This is a genomic window from Micromonospora sp. WMMB235 (assembly GCF_001855515.1).
GTDB classification, from domain to species: Bacteria; Actinomycetota; Actinomycetes; order Mycobacteriales; family Micromonosporaceae; genus Micromonospora; species Micromonospora aurantiaca.
In genome coordinates this window covers 3,335,125-3,350,119 of record NZ_MDRX01000001.1, presented here as the reverse complement: position 1 = coordinate 3,350,119, position 14,995 = coordinate 3,335,125, and the positions used below count along the sequence as shown (strand labels likewise).

General features: G+C 73.1%; 14 protein-coding genes. 12 read left to right on the top strand and 2 right to left on the bottom strand.

Annotated features, from left to right (window positions below):
* Positions 1-32 precede the first annotated feature (32 nt).
* From BFV98_RS14090 to BFV98_RS14060, 7 genes are all read left to right on the top strand, one after another.
* Positions 33-1,418: an FAD-binding oxidoreductase gene (locus BFV98_RS14090; RefSeq protein ID WP_071096626.1), complete on the top strand. Its 1,386-nt coding sequence runs from the start codon at positions 33-35 to the stop codon at positions 1,416-1,418.
* Positions 1,415-2,758 (top strand): class I SAM-dependent methyltransferase, encoded by a 1,344-nt coding sequence (locus tag BFV98_RS14085; protein ID WP_071096624.1) that lies wholly within the window; start codon positions 1,415-1,417, stop codon positions 2,756-2,758. Before BFV98_RS14090 ends, BFV98_RS14085 begins: the two co-directional genes overlap by 4 nt.
* A gap of 91 nt (positions 2,759-2,849) precedes the next feature.
* Positions 2,850-3,410: a helix-turn-helix domain-containing protein gene (locus BFV98_RS14080; protein ID WP_071096622.1), complete on the top strand. Its 561-nt coding sequence runs from the start codon at positions 2,850-2,852 to the stop codon at positions 3,408-3,410.
* Positions 3,403-4,230 (top strand): SRPBCC family protein, encoded by an 828-nt coding sequence (locus BFV98_RS14075; protein WP_013284258.1) that lies wholly within the window; start codon positions 3,403-3,405, stop codon positions 4,228-4,230. Before BFV98_RS14080 ends, BFV98_RS14075 begins: the two co-directional genes overlap by 8 nt.
* 78 nt (positions 4,231-4,308) lie before the next feature.
* Positions 4,309-4,542: a zinc-ribbon domain-containing protein gene (locus BFV98_RS14070; RefSeq protein ID WP_013284259.1), complete on the top strand. Its 234-nt coding sequence runs from the start codon at positions 4,309-4,311 to the stop codon at positions 4,540-4,542.
* A 456-nt stretch (positions 4,543-4,998) separates the two neighbouring features.
* Positions 4,999-6,069: a hypothetical protein gene (locus BFV98_RS14065; protein WP_071096620.1), complete on the top strand. Its 1,071-nt coding sequence runs from the start codon at positions 4,999-5,001 to the stop codon at positions 6,067-6,069.
* Positions 6,066-7,571 carry a hypothetical protein gene (locus tag BFV98_RS14060; RefSeq protein WP_071096618.1) on the top strand — a complete coding sequence of 502 codons (1,506 nt, stop codon included), beginning with the start codon at positions 6,066-6,068 and terminating at the stop codon, positions 7,569-7,571. Before BFV98_RS14065 ends, BFV98_RS14060 begins: the two co-directional genes overlap by 4 nt.
* Positions 7,572-7,581: 10 nt before the next feature.
* On the opposite strand, the gene BFV98_RS14055 is transcribed toward BFV98_RS14060, so the two are convergent.
* The gene (locus BFV98_RS14055; protein WP_071096616.1) at positions 7,582-8,535 is read right to left on the bottom strand and encodes a S41 family peptidase; all 954 of its coding nucleotides are present in this window, start codon (positions 8,533-8,535) and stop codon (positions 7,582-7,584) included.
* Between the two features lie 77 nt (positions 8,536-8,612).
* Between BFV98_RS14055 and BFV98_RS14050 the strand changes: the two genes are divergently transcribed.
* The 5 genes from BFV98_RS14050 (at position 8,613) to BFV98_RS14030 (ending at position 13,459) form a co-directional block, all read left to right on the top strand.
* Positions 8,613-9,110 carry a transcriptional regulator gene (locus BFV98_RS14050; protein ID WP_013284263.1) on the top strand — a complete coding sequence of 166 codons (498 nt, stop codon included), beginning with the start codon at positions 8,613-8,615 and terminating at the stop codon, positions 9,108-9,110.
* A 129-nt stretch (positions 9,111-9,239) separates the two neighbouring features.
* On the top strand, positions 9,240-11,519 hold the full coding sequence (locus BFV98_RS14045; RefSeq protein ID WP_225319768.1) for a bifunctional diguanylate cyclase/phosphodiesterase: 2,280 nt from the start codon (positions 9,240-9,242) through the stop codon (positions 11,517-11,519).
* Between the two features lie 130 nt (positions 11,520-11,649).
* Positions 11,650-12,282: a hypothetical protein gene (locus BFV98_RS14040; protein ID WP_071096614.1), complete on the top strand. Its 633-nt coding sequence runs from the start codon at positions 11,650-11,652 to the stop codon at positions 12,280-12,282.
* A 106-nt stretch (positions 12,283-12,388) separates the two neighbouring features.
* Entirely contained in the window at positions 12,389-13,147 is a 759-nt protein-coding gene (locus tag BFV98_RS14035; RefSeq protein ID WP_071096612.1) for a MerR family transcriptional regulator, read from the top strand.
* 27 nt (positions 13,148-13,174) lie between these two features.
* A complete protein-coding gene (locus BFV98_RS14030) occupies positions 13,175-13,459 on the top strand; it encodes a putative quinol monooxygenase (protein WP_013474158.1) in 285 nt (94 codons plus the stop codon).
* 6 nt (positions 13,460-13,465) lie between these two features.
* On the opposite strand, the gene BFV98_RS14025 is transcribed toward BFV98_RS14030, so the two are convergent.
* Positions 13,466-14,977: an SLC13 family permease gene (locus BFV98_RS14025; RefSeq protein ID WP_071096610.1), complete on the bottom strand. Its 1,512-nt coding sequence runs from the start codon at positions 14,975-14,977 to the stop codon at positions 13,466-13,468.
* Positions 14,978-14,995: the final 18 nt, after the last annotated feature.

Here is a 14,995-nt window from a genome sequence, read left to right as displayed (position 1 = left end):
CGAATTGTCGTACCCGAGCGTAAGGTGATCTCATGCACGCTGTCCGTGATCATGAACGGGCGGTGGACACGCTGCGGCGCTCCTACGCCGCGGTGCCCGCCGGGGAACCCGTACGGCTGGCCAAGCAGACCTCGAACCTGTTCCGGCCCCGCTCCGCGCCGCGTACGCCCGGCCTGGACGTGAGCGGCCTGACCGGGGTGCTCGCCGTGGACCCGGCGGCCCGCACCGCCGACGTGCAGGGCATGTGCACCTACGAGGATCTGGTCGACGCGACGCTGCCGCACGGCCTGATGCCGCTGGTCGTGCCGCAGTTGCGCACCATCACGCTGGGCGGGGCGGTGACCGGGCTGGGCATCGAGTCCACCTCCTTCCGCAACGGCCTGCCGCACGAGTCGGTGCTGGAGATGGACGTCCTCACCGGCGCGGGGGAGATCGTCACGACCCGGCCCCGGGGCGAGCACGCCGACCTGCACCGCGCCTTCCCCAACTCGCTCGGCAGCCTCGGCTACGCGACCCGGCTGCGCATCGAGCTGCAACCGATCCGCCGGTACGTGTCACTGCGCAACATCCGGTTCACCCGGCTGGAGGAGCTGGTCGACGCGATCGGCGAGGTGGTCGCCAAGGGCGCCTGGGGCGGTGAGCCGGTCGACGCCATGGACGGGGTGGTGTTCAGCCCCGGCGAGGCGTACCTCGTGCTCGGCACGTTCACCGACGAGGCCGACGACGGCCCGTCCGATTACACCGGCCAGGAGATCTACTACCGCTCGCTGCGCCGGCGCACCCGGGACACGCTCACCGCGTACGACTATCTCTGGCGCTGGGACACCGACTGGTTCTGGTGTTCGGCGGCGTTCGGGGTGCAGCACCCGGTGGTGCGGCGGCTGTGGCCGCGGCGCTACCGGCGCAGCGACGTCTACCACCGGATCGTGCGGCTGGAGCACCGGCACCAGGTGGCCGCCCGGGTCGACAGGTGGCGGGGTCGCCCGGCCCGGGAGCGGGTGGTGCAGGACGTGGAGGTCCCGCTGGACCGCACGCCCGAGTTCCTGCGCTGGTTCGCCGCGAACGTGGGGATGACGCCGGTGTGGCTGTGCCCGCTGCGGCTGCGGGAACCGTCCGGTCCCGGGTCGGCGAAGGCGTGGCCGCTATATCCGCTCCGACCGGGCGAAACGTATGTGAACATCGGCTTCTGGGGAAGCGTCGCCATCGCGGCGGGCGCCGCCGACGGCGACGTCAACCGCCAGATCGAGCGCATGGTGTCGGAGGTGGGCGGTCACAAGTCGCTCTACTCCGACGCGTACTACGACCGGGGGGAGTTCGACCGCCTCTACGGCGGGGACACCTGGCGTGCCGTGAAGGACCGCTACGACCCGGACCACCGACTCACCGGACTGTACGAGAAGGCGGTATCCCGAGCATGAGTCTGACCGACCGAACACCGGGGGCGGCGAGCGCCCCGGCCGGCCCGCCGGCGGGCGGGCGGCGTACCGGACCCACAGCCGCGGACGTGGTCCGCGCGGTCACCACCGGCGACCTGCCCGTCCGGGTCACCGGCTACGACGGCAGCGAGGTGGGCCCGGCCGACGCCGGGATCACCCTGGCGATCCGCACCGAGCGGGGCCTGTCCTACCTGCTCACCGCGCCGGGCGACCTGGGCATGGCCCGGGCCTACGTCAGCGGCGACCTGGCGCTGGAGGGCGTGCACCCGGGCGACCCGTACGAGGCGCTGCGGGTGATCAAGGACGAGGTGCCGCTGCGGATCCCGGCGATGAGCGAGGCGCTCACGCTGGTCCGGGGCCTGGGCTGGGAACGGCTGCGCCCGCCGCCGCCCCCGCCGCAGGAGGCGGCGCCGCGCTGGCGGCGGCTGATGACCGGCCTGCGTCACTCGCGGACCCGGGACAGCACCGCGATCTCGCACCACTACGACGTGTCGAACGCCTTCTACGAGAAGGTGCTCGGGCCGTCCATGACGTACACCTGCGCGGTGTTCCGCAGCCCCGGCGACACCCTGGAGGAGGCGCAGCGGAACAAGTACGACCTGGTCGCCGGCAAGCTGGCGCTCAAGCCGGGGATGCGGCTGCTGGACGTCGGCTGCGGCTGGGGCGGCATGGTCCGGCACGCGGCCCGCGAGTACGGCGTCAAGGCGCTCGGTGTGACGCTGTCGAAGGCGCAGGCCGACTGGGCGCGCGCCGCGATCGAGCGGGAGGGGCTGAGCGAGCTGGCCGAGGTGCGTCACCTGGACTACCGGGACGCGCCGCGCGAGCAGTTCGACGCGATCTCCTCGATCGGCCTGACCGAGCACATCGGGGTGCGCAACTACCCGGCCTACTTCGGCGCGCTGCGCTCCCGGCTCAAGCCCGGCGGGCGGCTGCTGAACCACTGCATCACCCGGGCCGACAACCGGGCGCCGCACCGCTCCGGCGCGTTCATCGACAGGTACGTCTTCCCGGACGGTGAGCTGGCCGGTCCGGGCCGGCTGATCAGCGAGATCCACGACGCCGGGTTCGAGGTGCACCACGAGGAGAACCTGCGTCAGCACTACGCGCTGACGCTCGCCGGCTGGTGCCGCAACCTGGTCGAGCACTGGGACTTCTGCGTCGGCGAGGTCGGGCCGGGCACCGCGAAGGTGTGGGGGCTCTACATGGCCGGCTCCCGGCTGGCGTTCGAGCGCAACGGCATCCAGTTGCACCACGTGCTCGCCACGCACAACGGCCCGGAAGGGGTGAACGGGTACCCGCTGCGTCCGGACTGGACGCCCTGACGCGACGCACCGACGAAAGGCCGCGCGGACCGCGCGGCCTTTCGTCGAAGCCATTGACAAAGAAGTTTTGTACGTACAAACTGATTTTGCCATGAGAGACGTCCTGTACCTGGAACAGCGCGAGCAGGCCGAAGTCCTGCTCAAGCCGCAGCGCATCGAGGTGCTGCGGCAACTCGCCGAGCCCCGCACCTGCACCGAGGTCGCGGCCCGGCTGGAGCAGACGCCGCAGCGCGTCTACTACCACGTCAAGCAGCTCGTCGCGGCCGGGCTGGCCGAGCAGGTGGCGCAGCGGCAGGTGCGCGGCATCACCGAGGGCATCTACCAGGCCGTCGCCCGGTCGTACTGGCTCTCGCCCCGCCTGGTCGGCCGCATCGGCGGCACCCGCCGGGCCCGCGACGAGCTGAGCCTGGGCTACCTGCTCGACCTCATGGAGGAGGTCCAGGCCGACATCGCGGCGCTCGACCGCACCGCCCCCGAACTGCCGTCCATCGGCGTCTCCGGCGAGATCCGGGTGCCCGCCGAGCGGCGGCAGGAGTTCCTGCACGACCTGCAGACGACGCTGCAGAACCTGTTCACGCGCTACGGCGGCGCCGAGGGAGACGCCTTCAAGCTCGCCGTGGCCTGCTACCCGAAAGGCGACACGCATGACTGAGCCGATGATCATCCGCGCCCGCCTCGCCGCCCCGGTGGCGACCGTCCGCCGGGCCCTGACCGACGCCGCCGAGCTGCGCGTCTGGCTGGCCGAGCACGCCGAGGTCGAGCTGCCCCGGCGGTACGAGTTCTGGGGCCGCTACACGCCCGAGGGCGACGCGCCACACCAGCGGCTGCTGCACGCCGACGACCGGACGCTGCGCTTCGCGTGGACGCTCGACGGGGTGGAGACCACCACCGAGTTCGAGCTGGAGCCCGACGGCGACGCCACCGTACTCACGCTGCGGCAGAGCCACTTCAGCTTCGAGGAGGCGATGAGCGGCAGCAGCATCCGGGGCGTGCTCCAGACGTTCTGGTACCTGGCGATCGCCAACCTCAACGACCACCTCGACGGCCGGCCGCTGCTGCCGCGTACCGACTTCACCTCCGCCGACCTGCGCGGCGAACTGCTGATCGACGCCCCGATGGACAAGGTGTGGACGTCACTCACCGACTCCGAGCAGGCCGGCGCCTGGTTCGGCTACCCGATCGGCATCGAGCCCTGGGAGGGCGGCCGGTACGCGATGGGCGGCTTCGACGCCGGTGAGGCCGCGAAGGTGTTCGACGTGACGCCGGGGCGGGCGCTGTCCATCGACTGGGGACCGACCGGCGTGACCTCCTGGGAGCTGGACGAGTCCGAGGGCCGGACGAAGCTGACGTTCGTGCAGTCCGGCTTCGACGAGGGCAACCCGCCGTACGGCGCCTGGACCGGCATCGTCTCCGGGTTCGCCGAGCTGCGACGCTTCCACGAGGTGCCGGACTGGAAGCCCATCTGGCTGTAAGGAAGGGCCCCCTCTTAACGCCTCCGGTAGAGGAGGGGGCCCCTTTTAACACGGGCGCTGGCTGGGTAATGCCGGGCGATGTTCTTCATCTTCGGGCTGCGGACCAAGGTCGTCCGGTCCGGCGTCGTCACCGCTGTCTGCCGCAACTGCGGCAACCAGGCCGCCCAGGTGATCACCCGCCGGGTCACCAAGTTCAGCCTCTTCTTCATCCCGCTGATCCCGCTGCGCACCCGGTACGGGCAGCAGTGCACGTTCTGCGGCGCCCAGTACGACATCTCCCGCGCCGAGGCCGAGCGCCTCCCGGTCGGCTGACCAGTGACCCGCTTCCTCTGCTGGCTGATCGGCCGGCAGCCTGCCACACCGATCGCCCCGCCGGTGCACACCGCTGCCCGTCCACCCTGCACGCCCGGGCGCCGGCACCGCCGCCGGCGTCGTCCGGTGGCGGGAGCGCAGTCCCCGCGCTCGCCCTGGAACCGCTCCGCCGACCGCTGACGGGGTGGCCCGACCCCGGTATCGAACCGGAGAACCATCGCGAGCTGCTCGCTCAGTGCTGCACCGGCCGCCGACGGCCCGAGCCGACCTGCTGTGCGTCGTCGAGCCCCTCGGCCGGGAATTCCATCGCCGTACCGTGCCGGTGCCCTGGCCGGTCAACGACTGGGAGCGGGGCTGGGGGTGGCGACGCCTGAGGGAGATCTGACCGCCGTGTTAAGAAGGGGCCCTTCCTCTACCGGAGGCGTTAACAAGGGGCCCTTCCTTACACTTCATCGGATGGAGGAGCGGCTGGCGCAGATCCGGGGTGGTGGGCCGCCCCGGCGGCACAACGCCCGTACCGTCGCCGCGCTGACCGGCAACCCCGGCTGCACCCGCCGCGCCGTGCTGGACAGCGCGGGCGCGGACAAGCCGGCGCTCGCCGAGCAGCTCGGCTTCCCGGCCCGGTTCGGGCAGTCCGGTTTCGCGATCACCCGGGGCAACGCGTTCGAGGCGCAGGTCAAGGCCGACGGCGGGGCGGAACTGCTGCGCCTGGTCGCGGAGCGGCTCGGCGTACCGGTGCCGGAGGCCGCGACCTGGACCGACCTCGGCGCCGACGACGACCGGCCGGAACGGTCCCGGGCGGCGCTGACCGCGAGCGGCGACGGCCCGGCGCTGTTCGACCACCCGCTGTTCGGCCTGGACGTGGCCGGCACCCGGGTGCACCTGGAACCGGACCTGGTCGCCGCGCGGCTGGCCGGCCGGTTCCACGTCGTGGAGATCAAGTCGTTCCCGGTGATCGACGGGCAGGCCGACCCGGGCAAGGTCGCCGCCGCCGCGATCCAGTCCGCCGTCTACGTGCTGGCGCTGCGCGAGCTGCTCGCCGCCGAGGGACGCGACCCGGAGCTGGTGTCGCACGAGGTGGTGCTGGTCTGCCCGCGCGACTTCGCCAACCAGCCGGTGGCCAGCCTGCTCGACGTGCGCCGGCAACTGCTGGTGCTGCGCCGCCAACTGGCCCGGATGGCCCGGGTCGAGGAGTTGCTCGCCGCCGTACCGGCCGGGTTCACGGTCGACCCGGCGGCCGATCCGGCCACGCTCGCCGCCGCGCTGCACCAGGTGCCCGCTCGCTATGCACCCGACTGCCTGGCCGCCTGCGAGCTGGCGTACTTCTGCCGGCACGAGGCGCGCGGGCAGACCGGCGCGCTGGGCCGGCCGGTCCGTGAGGCGCTGGGCGGCGTCGAGGACGTCGCCGACGTGCTGGCGCTCGCCGAGGGCGTAACCGCGCCCGAGCCGGAGCAGGCGGAGGCCGCCGCGCTGCTGCGGGCCGCCGCGCGCCTGCGCGCCGACGCCCTCGCCGGACACCCCGCGTGAGTACGCTCCGCGCACTCGCCCGGGCCCAGGCGGTCGCCACCGGGCGGGCCCAGCCGGTCGCCACGGTCCGCCACCTGCACCTGTCCGACCGGCCGCTGGTGCTGGTGCCGCTCGCGCTGGCCGGTGAGGCGAACGCCCCGCTCGCAGCGATGGTCGGCGCCGCGCCCGACGAGGCCCGGCTGCTCGTGGTACCGCAGCCGCGCAACCGGGACCAGCGGTTCGCGTTCGCCGCCGAGCTGGCCGCGATCGTGCTGCCGTACCTGGACGAGTTCCGCGACCTGACCGAGGCGGTGCCGGTGGACCGGGGCCGCGACGTCCGCCACCGGTACGTCGACGCGCCGCAACTGCTGGTGCCGAACCCGGCCGGGATCACGTTCCTGCGGCTGTTCGGCCGTTCCACCCGGTTCCGCCGTACCGACGGCGACTATCCGGTGCACCAGTCGGTGCCGCTGCTCGGCCGCTGGCTGACGTTCTTCGCCGAGCGCGCCGAGCAGCCCGGATCGTCGGCGTTGCTGGCGCTCACCGAGGCGCTGACGTTGCACTGGGCGACCGGGCAGAGCGTGGTGGAGGACCTGCACCTGCCGGCGGTGCTGGGCTGGCTCGACCCGCCGGCCGGGCTGACCGGCGCCGAGGCGGCGGCCCGTGCCGAGGACCCGGCGCACTGCCCGCCGGCCGGCCCGGCCACCGACCCGGACTTCGACAACCGCCGGCTCGCCCCGGCGATCGAGGCGTACACCCGTGCCGAGGACGACCCGGCGGCCCGCGCGGCCGCGTACGACGAGCTCGCCGGCCTGCTGCGCGACCAGCTCGCGCCCACCTGGGAGCTGATGTGGCGCGGCGTCGGGCTGTTGCGGGCGCTGCCGGTCGGCGCGCGGGTGGCGGGCCGGTGGGCCGGTGACCGGGACGCGTTCACCGCGCACGCCGAGCACGTCGACGCCGGGGGCGGCCCGCAGCCGCGGCGCGACGGCGCGGTGGCGGCGGCGCTGCGGTTGCAGCGGCTGGAACGGGCGTCGACAGCGTGGGCGGTGCAGCGCGCCTACGACGATCCGCTGGTGATGGCCGAGCACCGGCTGTCCGGGGAGGCGTTCGTCGGCGAGGTGACGCTCGCCGACCCGGCGCGGGTGGACGACTCCGGCAAGCGGCCGGTGCTGCGCCCGCGCATCCAGGTGGTCACCACCGAGCCGGTGCCGATGCCGGTGGGCGCGACGCTGTACTCCCCTTCCCGCCCGGCCCAGAAGGCGAAGGTCGTGTTCGTGACGCCCGGCGCCGACGGCAAGACCGAGGTGGTGCTGGAACTGTCCGGCGGGATGGGCCGGGGGCTTACCGCGCCTCCCGGCAGCGTGCCCGAGGTGGGCGAGCGGATCTGCCTGACCAGCTTGTCCGACGGCTTCCTGCCGGGCGGCGCGTTCCCGGCGCCGGAGGAGACGCCGTGGACGCACGGCGGGCCGCCCGGCACGGCCGTCGCGCCGCAGGACCCGGCCCCGGCGGAGGACTGGTCCTGACCCGCGCGGCTCAGCCCAGGGCGGCGAGAGCCGTCCGCGCCTCGGCCGCCGTCGGCCGGTCCGGGTCCGCCGCGAGCAGCGCCTCCAGGCTCCGGCGGTACGCGACGTCGCGCGCCCCGTCGGCCGGGCTCGCCAGGTCCGGGGTGACGCCGCAGCCCTCCCAGTTGGTGCCGCTCGCCGCGTGCACGGGCCGGGCCACCGGCACCGTCAGTTCCAGGTGCGGGTGCAGCCGGTGCCCGACGCGGGGATGCGCGCCGCCCCGGGTGGGCTCACCGACCACTGTGGCCCGGCCGAACTGCTGAAGGTCGTACGCCAGTTCCTCGCCGCCGGAGAAGGTCGCCGGACCGGTGAGCACGTGGACCGGCTTCTCCGGCGCGTAGCGGGGGACCGGCAGCCAGGCGGCGCTGAAGAACTGGCGGGTGACGCCGGAGCGCTCGTGCATGGTGTGCAGGTGCGTGGGCTCGGCGAAGAACCAGCCGCAGAGCAGCGCCACCCCGTCCGGGCTGCCGCCCTCGGTGCGGCGCAGGTCGAGCAGGAGCGCGTCGGTGCCGGCGAGCAGCCGCAGCGCGGCGGTCAGCGCGTCGCCGGCCAGGTCGGGCGGGAACACGTACGGCTGGATCTCCAGTAGCCCGACGTTTCCCGGCAGCCGTTGCACCCGGGTCACGCCGCCCATGCCGAGCGCGGCGAGGCGCGCGAAGTGTTCCCCGGTCGGGTCGTCGGCCTCGTCGGACAGCGGCTGGTCGTGGTGCTTGAGCCGCAGGTGCAGGTCGCGGTTCGCCGACTGGAGGTCGGCGGTGACGAGCGCGCCGAGCGTGGCGGGGTCGCCCGCACCGGCGTACGCCCCGGCGCGCAGGCGCTCGCGCAGGTGGCCGGCGACCCGGTCGGCGACGTCGGGCAGGACGTACTCGTCGGTCACCAGGGCGGCGGCCCGTTCGACGATGGCGGTGATCTGGTCCGGATCCATCGAGTCCCCGTTCTCGCGGTGGGGGAGAAGTAGAGCAGCCGGTTGACAAAGCGTCAAGAGAACTAGACGCTTTCGCGGTGACCGACGATCCGCTGGAGATCCGCGACCCGGCCCAGTTCAAGGCGCTGGCCCACCCGTTCCGGCACCGGCTGCTGTTCGCGCTCGGAGCCGGTCCCGCCACGCTCAGCCAGCTCGCCGCCCGTCTCGGCGCGGCGAAGGGCACAGTGGCCCACCATCTCGCGGTGCTGACCGAGGCCGGCATGGTCCGCCCGGCGCACAGCCGTCAGGTCCGGGGCGGCACCGAGCGCTACCACGAACGCACGTTCCGCCGGCTCGTCGGCGCCGACACCGACGCGGGCGCCACCGCCGCGCTGCTCGGGGCGTACGCCGAGGAACTCGCCGGTGACCCCGACCCGCTCGTGCACCTGCGACACCTGCGGCTCACGCCGGCCCAGGCCCGGCGCCTGCGATCCACGCTGGACGAACTGGTCGGCGAGGCCGAGGAGGCGCCGCCGGGGCAGCCGCGCTACGGCGTGCTGGTCTCCCTCTACCGGCACCCGCCTGCGGTCCGCTGACCGACAGTCGTCGACTCTGGCGGCAGTCCCCGGCGCTGGCTAGGCTTGCGCCGTCCGTCGTCCGGTCCTCGTCGTCGAGGGTGCACGTCTGGAAGAGAGCCGGAGCGCATCGTTGTATCCCAGCACGACGTGAGCCTCGCCGTGGCGGCGCCGGCCCGTCATCCGCTCGTCGGCCGTGTCGGACTTGTCGCGGCCGCTGTCGTCGTACTCGGGGAGATGGCCTGGCTGGCCGCCCGTCTGCCGGGCGCGGCGCTGGTGAGCGACCTCGGCGCGATGGCGGTGTCGAGCTGGGCGGCAGTGCTCTGCGCCGGCGCGGCGCGACGTCAGCCGGCCGTGTTGCGCCGGTTCTGGGAACTGCTCGCCGCCACCATGGCCCTCGCCGCGCTCGGCCGTGCGGTGTGGACGGTGGAACGGCTCGGCGGGCTCGGCCTGCCCCACACGCCGCTGGTGGGGGGCCTGTTCGCCGCCGGCATCGTCACGGGCACCGCCGCGCTGCTCTGCTCCCGCACCGGCCCGCGCAGCGTGATCGGCCGGGCCCGCACCCTGCTCGACGGGGTCATCGTCGGGCTGGCCCTCATCCCGATCGGCTGGGTGGTGGTGTTCCACCGGATCACCGACGCCGAGCTGGCCGACCCGATGCGGACGTTCGGGCTGCTCTACCCGATGTTCGACCTGATGCAGCTCACCATCCTCGTGGCGGTCGCCGGTCCGGGCCGGCCGATGTGGCGGGCGCTCACGGTGATCGGTGCGGGCCTGGCGATCCGGTCCGGCGCGGACGCCGTCTACGTCTCCCTGGTCGCGCGCGGCGACTACACGCCGGGGCACCCGGTCGACGTCTGCTGGCCGCTGAGCTACCTGCTGGTCGGCCTGGCCACCCGCTATCCGCCGCCGAACGACGGGGAGGGCGAGGACGACGTTGTCGACTCGCCGCTGCCGCCGTGGTGGCGGGTCGCGCTGCCGTACCTGCCGGTGGGCGGTGCGATCGTCGCGGTCCTGCTGTCACGGCAACCCAGCGGGCAGACCCCGCAGGTCGTCTTCGTCGGCATGATGGGCCTGCTCGGGGTGCTGGCGCTGCGCCAGGGGCTGGCCGCGAACGAGAACCTGCGGCTGGTCGGTCGGCTGCGCCGGCTCGCGTACTCCGACCAGCTCACCGGCCTGCCCAACCGGCTGACGTTCGTCCGGCGGCTGCGGCGGGCGTTGCGCGGGGGTGGGCCGGTCGCCGTGGTGCTGCTCGACCTGGACGGCTTCAAGCAGGTGAACGACAGGTTCGGGCACGCCGCCGGGGACCGGCTGTTGACCACCACCGCGGAGCGGATGCGGGACGCGGTCGGCCCGGACGGGATGATCGCCCGTCTCGGCGGCGACGAGTTCGCAGTGCTCGTCGCAGGGGAGCGCCCGGTGTCACCCGAAGGGCTCGCGGTCCGGCTGCTGGCAGCCCTGGAACCGCTGCCCGGCGAGGAGGATCTGGGCGTCCACCCGTCGGCGAGCATCGGCATCGCCGAGTACGGGCCGCAGCACACCTCGCACACCGACCTGCTCCGGGACGCCGACATCGCCATGTACGCGGCGAAGGCGGCAGGCAAGGCCGCGTACCGGACGTGCACGCCGGAGCTGCGCGAGTCGGCGGTCAGCCGGGCCGAACTGATCGCCGACCTGCGCCGCGCGGTGGACGAGGGCCAGTTGCTGATGGAGTTCCAGCCCATCGTCGACCTGGACACCGGCACGGTACGCAGCGCCGAGGCGCTGGTGCGCTGGCGGCATCCCCGGCTGGGTGTGCTGACCCCGGCGCGGTTCCTGCCGCTGGCCGAGGAGACCGGGCTGATCGTGGCCATCGACAGGTGGGTCATCCACGAGGCGTGCCGGGCCGCGGCCACCTGGCGCGAGCACGCGCCGGACGTGACTGTGGCGGTGAACATCGCCGCCGCCCACCTGTGCCGGCCGGACCTGATCGCGACTGTCACCGGCGCGGTCGGCGCGGCCGGCCTGCCGCCCCGCGCGCTCACCCTGGAGCTGACCGAGTCGGCGCTGATCGAGGGCAGCGAGTCGGTGCTCGACCGGCTGTCCCAGCTGCGCGACCTCGGCATCCGCATCGCCATCGACGACTTCGGCACCGGGTACTCCTCGCTGAGCTACCTGCACCGTATCCCGGCCACCGAGCTGAAGATCGACAGGTCGTTCGTGTCCCGGCTGGACGCCGGCGACGCCCGCGCGTACGCCACCGTCGAGATGGTGAACCGGCTGGCCGGCGCGTTCGACCTGGCCGTGGTGGCCGAGGGTGTGGAGACTGTCGCGCAGCACGCGGCGGTCACCGCGATCGGCTGCCGGCAGGGCCAGGGCTGGCGGTACGGCCGTCCGGCCGCCCTGCCGGACCTGCTCCCCGCGTTGTCCGGGGCCGGCGCCGAGCGCTGACCGGCCCGGGTCGACGGGGGCCGAAGGTCCCGGACGGGACAGGGGATTCGACCCTGCTCACCGGCGGTCCGGCACCGCCATGATGGTTCTCGTCAACAAGACGAACACACCCTCCACACGGGAGTTTGATATGAAGCGACGGACGCTCGATCTGCTGTTCAGCATCGGTGGGCTGGGCCTGGCGGTCCTGCTGCTCGTCGTCGGCGTCGTCCTGACGACGAACGCCAACTTCGCCAACGACTACGTACGCGACCAGCTCGGCGCGCAGCACATCACCTTCACCCCGGCGGACAAGCTGTCCGACGAGGAGAAGAAGTCGGACTGCCTGCGCGAGTACGCCGGCCAGAAGATGACCACCGGCAAGCAGGCCGAGTGCTACGCCAACGAGTACATCGGCCTGCACCTGAAGAACATGGCCGGTGGCAAGACCTACGCCGACCTGGGCGAGCCGCAGAGCGCGCTGCGGGCGCAGGTGGCCCAGGCCGAGCAGAGCAACGCCGCCAACCTGGCCGACCTCCAGAAGCAGCTCGCCGAGGTGAGCGCTCAGCGGGAGACCGTGTTCAAGGGCGAGACGCTGCGCGGCCTGCTGCTCACCTCGTACGGCTTCAGCGAGTTCGGCCGCAAGGCCGAGCAGGGCGCCCTGGCCCTGTACCTCGGCGCGGGTCTGCTCCTGCTGCTCTCGATCGCCGGTCTGGTGCACGCCTTCCGCACCCCGGCCAACGCGACCTTCGCCGCTCCCGAGAAGGAGAAGGTCACCAACTGACCGCACCGACGACGCCCCCGGCCGATCCTGGTCGGGGCGTCGTGCTGTCCGGCTTGACCCTCACGCAGCGGGAGGCGGGAGTCTTGGTCGCGGAAGGGAGGGAACCATGCCGTACACGGTGGGACAGGTGGCGCGGGCGGCCCGGGTGACGGTCCGGACGCTGCACCACTACGACGAGATCGGGCTGCTGCGGCCCAGCGGGCGCACGCCTGCGGGCTACCGCCGCTACGACGAGGCCGACCTGGACCGGTTGCAGCTCATCCGGTACTACCGCGAGCTGGGGTTCCCGCTGGAGGAGATCGTCGAGATCCTGGACGATCCGGACGCCGACCCGGTGGCGCACCTGCGTCGGCAGCACGAGCTGCTGTCCGGGCGGATCGGGAAGCTCCAGGAGATGGTCGCGGCGATCGAACACGCGATGGAGGCGAGGACGTTGGGGATCCAGTTGACGCCGGAGGAGCGGTTCGAGGTGTTCGGTGACTTCGACCCGGACGAGCACGCCGAGGAGGCGGAGCAGCGCTGGGGCGGCACCGAGGCGTACCGGCAGTCGCAGGAGCGCGCGGGCCGCTACTCGAAGGAGGACTGGCTGCGCAACAAGGCGGAGAACGAGGACTGGGGGCGGCGGTTCGTCGCGCTGATGGACTCGGGCGCGCCGGCTGACGGCCCGGAGGCGATGGCGCTGGCCGAGGAGCACCGGCAGCTCATCACCAAGTGGTGGTACGACTGCTCGTACGAGATCCACACCGGCCTGGCCGACATGTACGTGGCGGATCCGCGGTTCACCGCGTACTTCGAGACGCTGCGGCCCGGGATGGCCGCGTACCTGAACGAGGCGATCCACGCCAACGCGATCACCCGGTCCTGACCGGGAGCGGGTGGCAGGATGGCCGGCATGCTCATCGTCGCCGGCACCCTCTACGTCGATCCGGCCCGGCGGGACGCCTACCTGGCGTCCTGCGAGGCCGCCGTCCGCGCGGCCCGGGACGCGCCCGGCTGCGTCGACTTCGCGGTCAGCGCCGACCTGGTCGAGCCGGGCCGGATCAACGTCTACGAGCGGTGGGAGTCCGACGAGCAGTTGCTGGCGTTCCGGGGCTCCGGACCGGAGGCCGAGCAGGTGACGGAGATCCTCGGGGCCGAGGTGCACAAGTTCCGCATCTCCGGCGTCGAGGCTCCCTGACCGTCGCTAGATGAAGACGTCGAGAAGCAGGACGCCGAGGAAGCCGACCACCGAGATGATGGTCTCCATCACCGACCAGCTCTTGATGGTCTGCCCGACTGTCAACCCGAAGTACTCCTTCACCAGCCAGAAGCCGGCGTCGTTGACGTGGGAGAAGAACAGCGACCCGCAGCCGATGGCCAGCGCCAGCAACGCCACCTCGGGGCCCTGAAGCGTGGCGGCCAGCGGTGCGACGATGCCGGCGGCGGTGATGGTGGCGACGGTGGCCGAGCCGGTGGCGACCCGGATGCCGACCGCTACCAGCCAGCCGAGCAGCAGCGGCGAGAGGTTCGCACCGTCGGCGGCGTTCGCGACCAGGTCGCCCACGCCGGCGTCGACGAGTACCTGCTTGAAGCCGCCACCGGCGGCGACGATCAGCAGGATGCCGGCGATCGGCGGCAGCGAGCCGCCGAGGAAACCGGAGACCTGGGTACGGCTGAAGCCGGACCGGTAGCCCAGGAAGATCATGGCGAAGATGACGCCTGCCAGCAGGGCGATGATCGGGGTACCGACGATGTCCAGCGCCTTGCGGCCGGCGGTGTCCTCGCCGAGCGTCAGCTCGCCGACCGCCCGCAGCAGCATCAGCACCACCGGCAGCAGCACCGTCACCACAGCCGCCCAGAGCGCCGGGGACCGGCGCGAGCGCCGCCCGACCGGCTCGTCGATCGCGCCGCCGGGCCGTCCGGTGCCCGGGTTGACCAGGTCGTCCGCGGTGACCAGGTCGCCGTCGGCGTCGAGCCGGCCGTCACCGGGCCGGGTCGGGCTGCGGTCGACGGCCGCGTCGCGCCGGGTCGGCAGCAGCTCGGCCGGTGCGGTGGCCGGCACGTACCGGGCGATGAAGTTGCCGAAGACCGGGCCGGCGATGATCACCGTGGGGATCGCCACCAGCAGGCCCAGGGCGAGCGTCTGACCGAGGTTGGCGCCGAGCGCGTCGATCGCGACCAGCGGCCCGGGGTGTGGCGGCACCAGGCCGTGCAGCACCGACAGGCCGGCGAGCGCGGGAATGCCGATCTTCATCAGCGGCACGTTCACCCGCAGCGAGACCAGCAGCACGATCGGCACCAGCAGCACCACGCCGACCTCGAAGAACAGCGGCAGGCCGATGAGCGCGGCCACACCGGCCATCGCCCAGGGCAGCGCGGTCCCGGAGACCCGGCCGACCACCCGCTCCACGATGCCGTCCGCCCCGCCGGACTCGGCCAGCAGGCCGCCGATCATCGCGCCGAGCGCGATCAGCAGGCCCACGCCGCCCACAGTGGAGCCGACGCCGCCGCTGAACGAGGTGACGATCTTGTCGACGGGTACGGCGGCGACCACGCCGAGGACCGCCGCGCCGAGGATCAGCGCGAGGAACGGGTGCACCTTGCCCCACGCGATGAGCAGCACCACCGCGGCGATGCCCAGCAGGGCCGCGAGGACGAGCTGGGTGTCACCGGCGTTCGTGAGCGGTTCCGCGGGTGCGGCGAGCAGTGTGACCACGGCTATCACGCCCTTCGG

Excerpts from the sequence above, each read along its gene's own strand:
- BFV98_RS14085 (WP_071096624.1), top strand. The coding sequence starts at position 1,415 with ATGAGTCTGACCGACCGAACACCGGGGGCGGCGAGCGCCCCGGCCGGC.
- BFV98_RS14075 (WP_013284258.1), top strand. The coding sequence starts at position 3,403 with ATGACTGAGCCGATGATCATCCGCGCCCGCCTCGCCGCCCCGGTGGCG.
- BFV98_RS14030 (WP_013474158.1), top strand. The coding sequence starts at position 13,175 with ATGCTCATCGTCGCCGGCACCCTCTACGTCGATCCGGCCCGGCGGGAC.
- BFV98_RS14070 (WP_013284259.1), top strand. The coding sequence starts at position 4,309 with ATGTTCTTCATCTTCGGGCTGCGGACCAAGGTCGTCCGGTCCGGCGTC.
- BFV98_RS14055 (WP_071096616.1), bottom strand. The coding sequence starts at position 8,535 with ATGGATCCGGACCAGATCACCGCCATCGTCGAACGGGCCGCCGCCCTG.
- BFV98_RS14040 (WP_071096614.1), top strand. The coding sequence starts at position 11,650 with ATGAAGCGACGGACGCTCGATCTGCTGTTCAGCATCGGTGGGCTGGGC.
- BFV98_RS14080 (WP_071096622.1), top strand. The coding sequence starts at position 2,850 with ATGAGAGACGTCCTGTACCTGGAACAGCGCGAGCAGGCCGAAGTCCTG.
- BFV98_RS14065 (WP_071096620.1), top strand. The coding sequence starts at position 4,999 with ATGGAGGAGCGGCTGGCGCAGATCCGGGGTGGTGGGCCGCCCCGGCGG.
- BFV98_RS14035 (WP_071096612.1), top strand. The coding sequence starts at position 12,389 with ATGCCGTACACGGTGGGACAGGTGGCGCGGGCGGCCCGGGTGACGGTC.
- BFV98_RS14090 (WP_071096626.1), top strand. The coding sequence starts at position 33 with ATGCACGCTGTCCGTGATCATGAACGGGCGGTGGACACGCTGCGGCGC.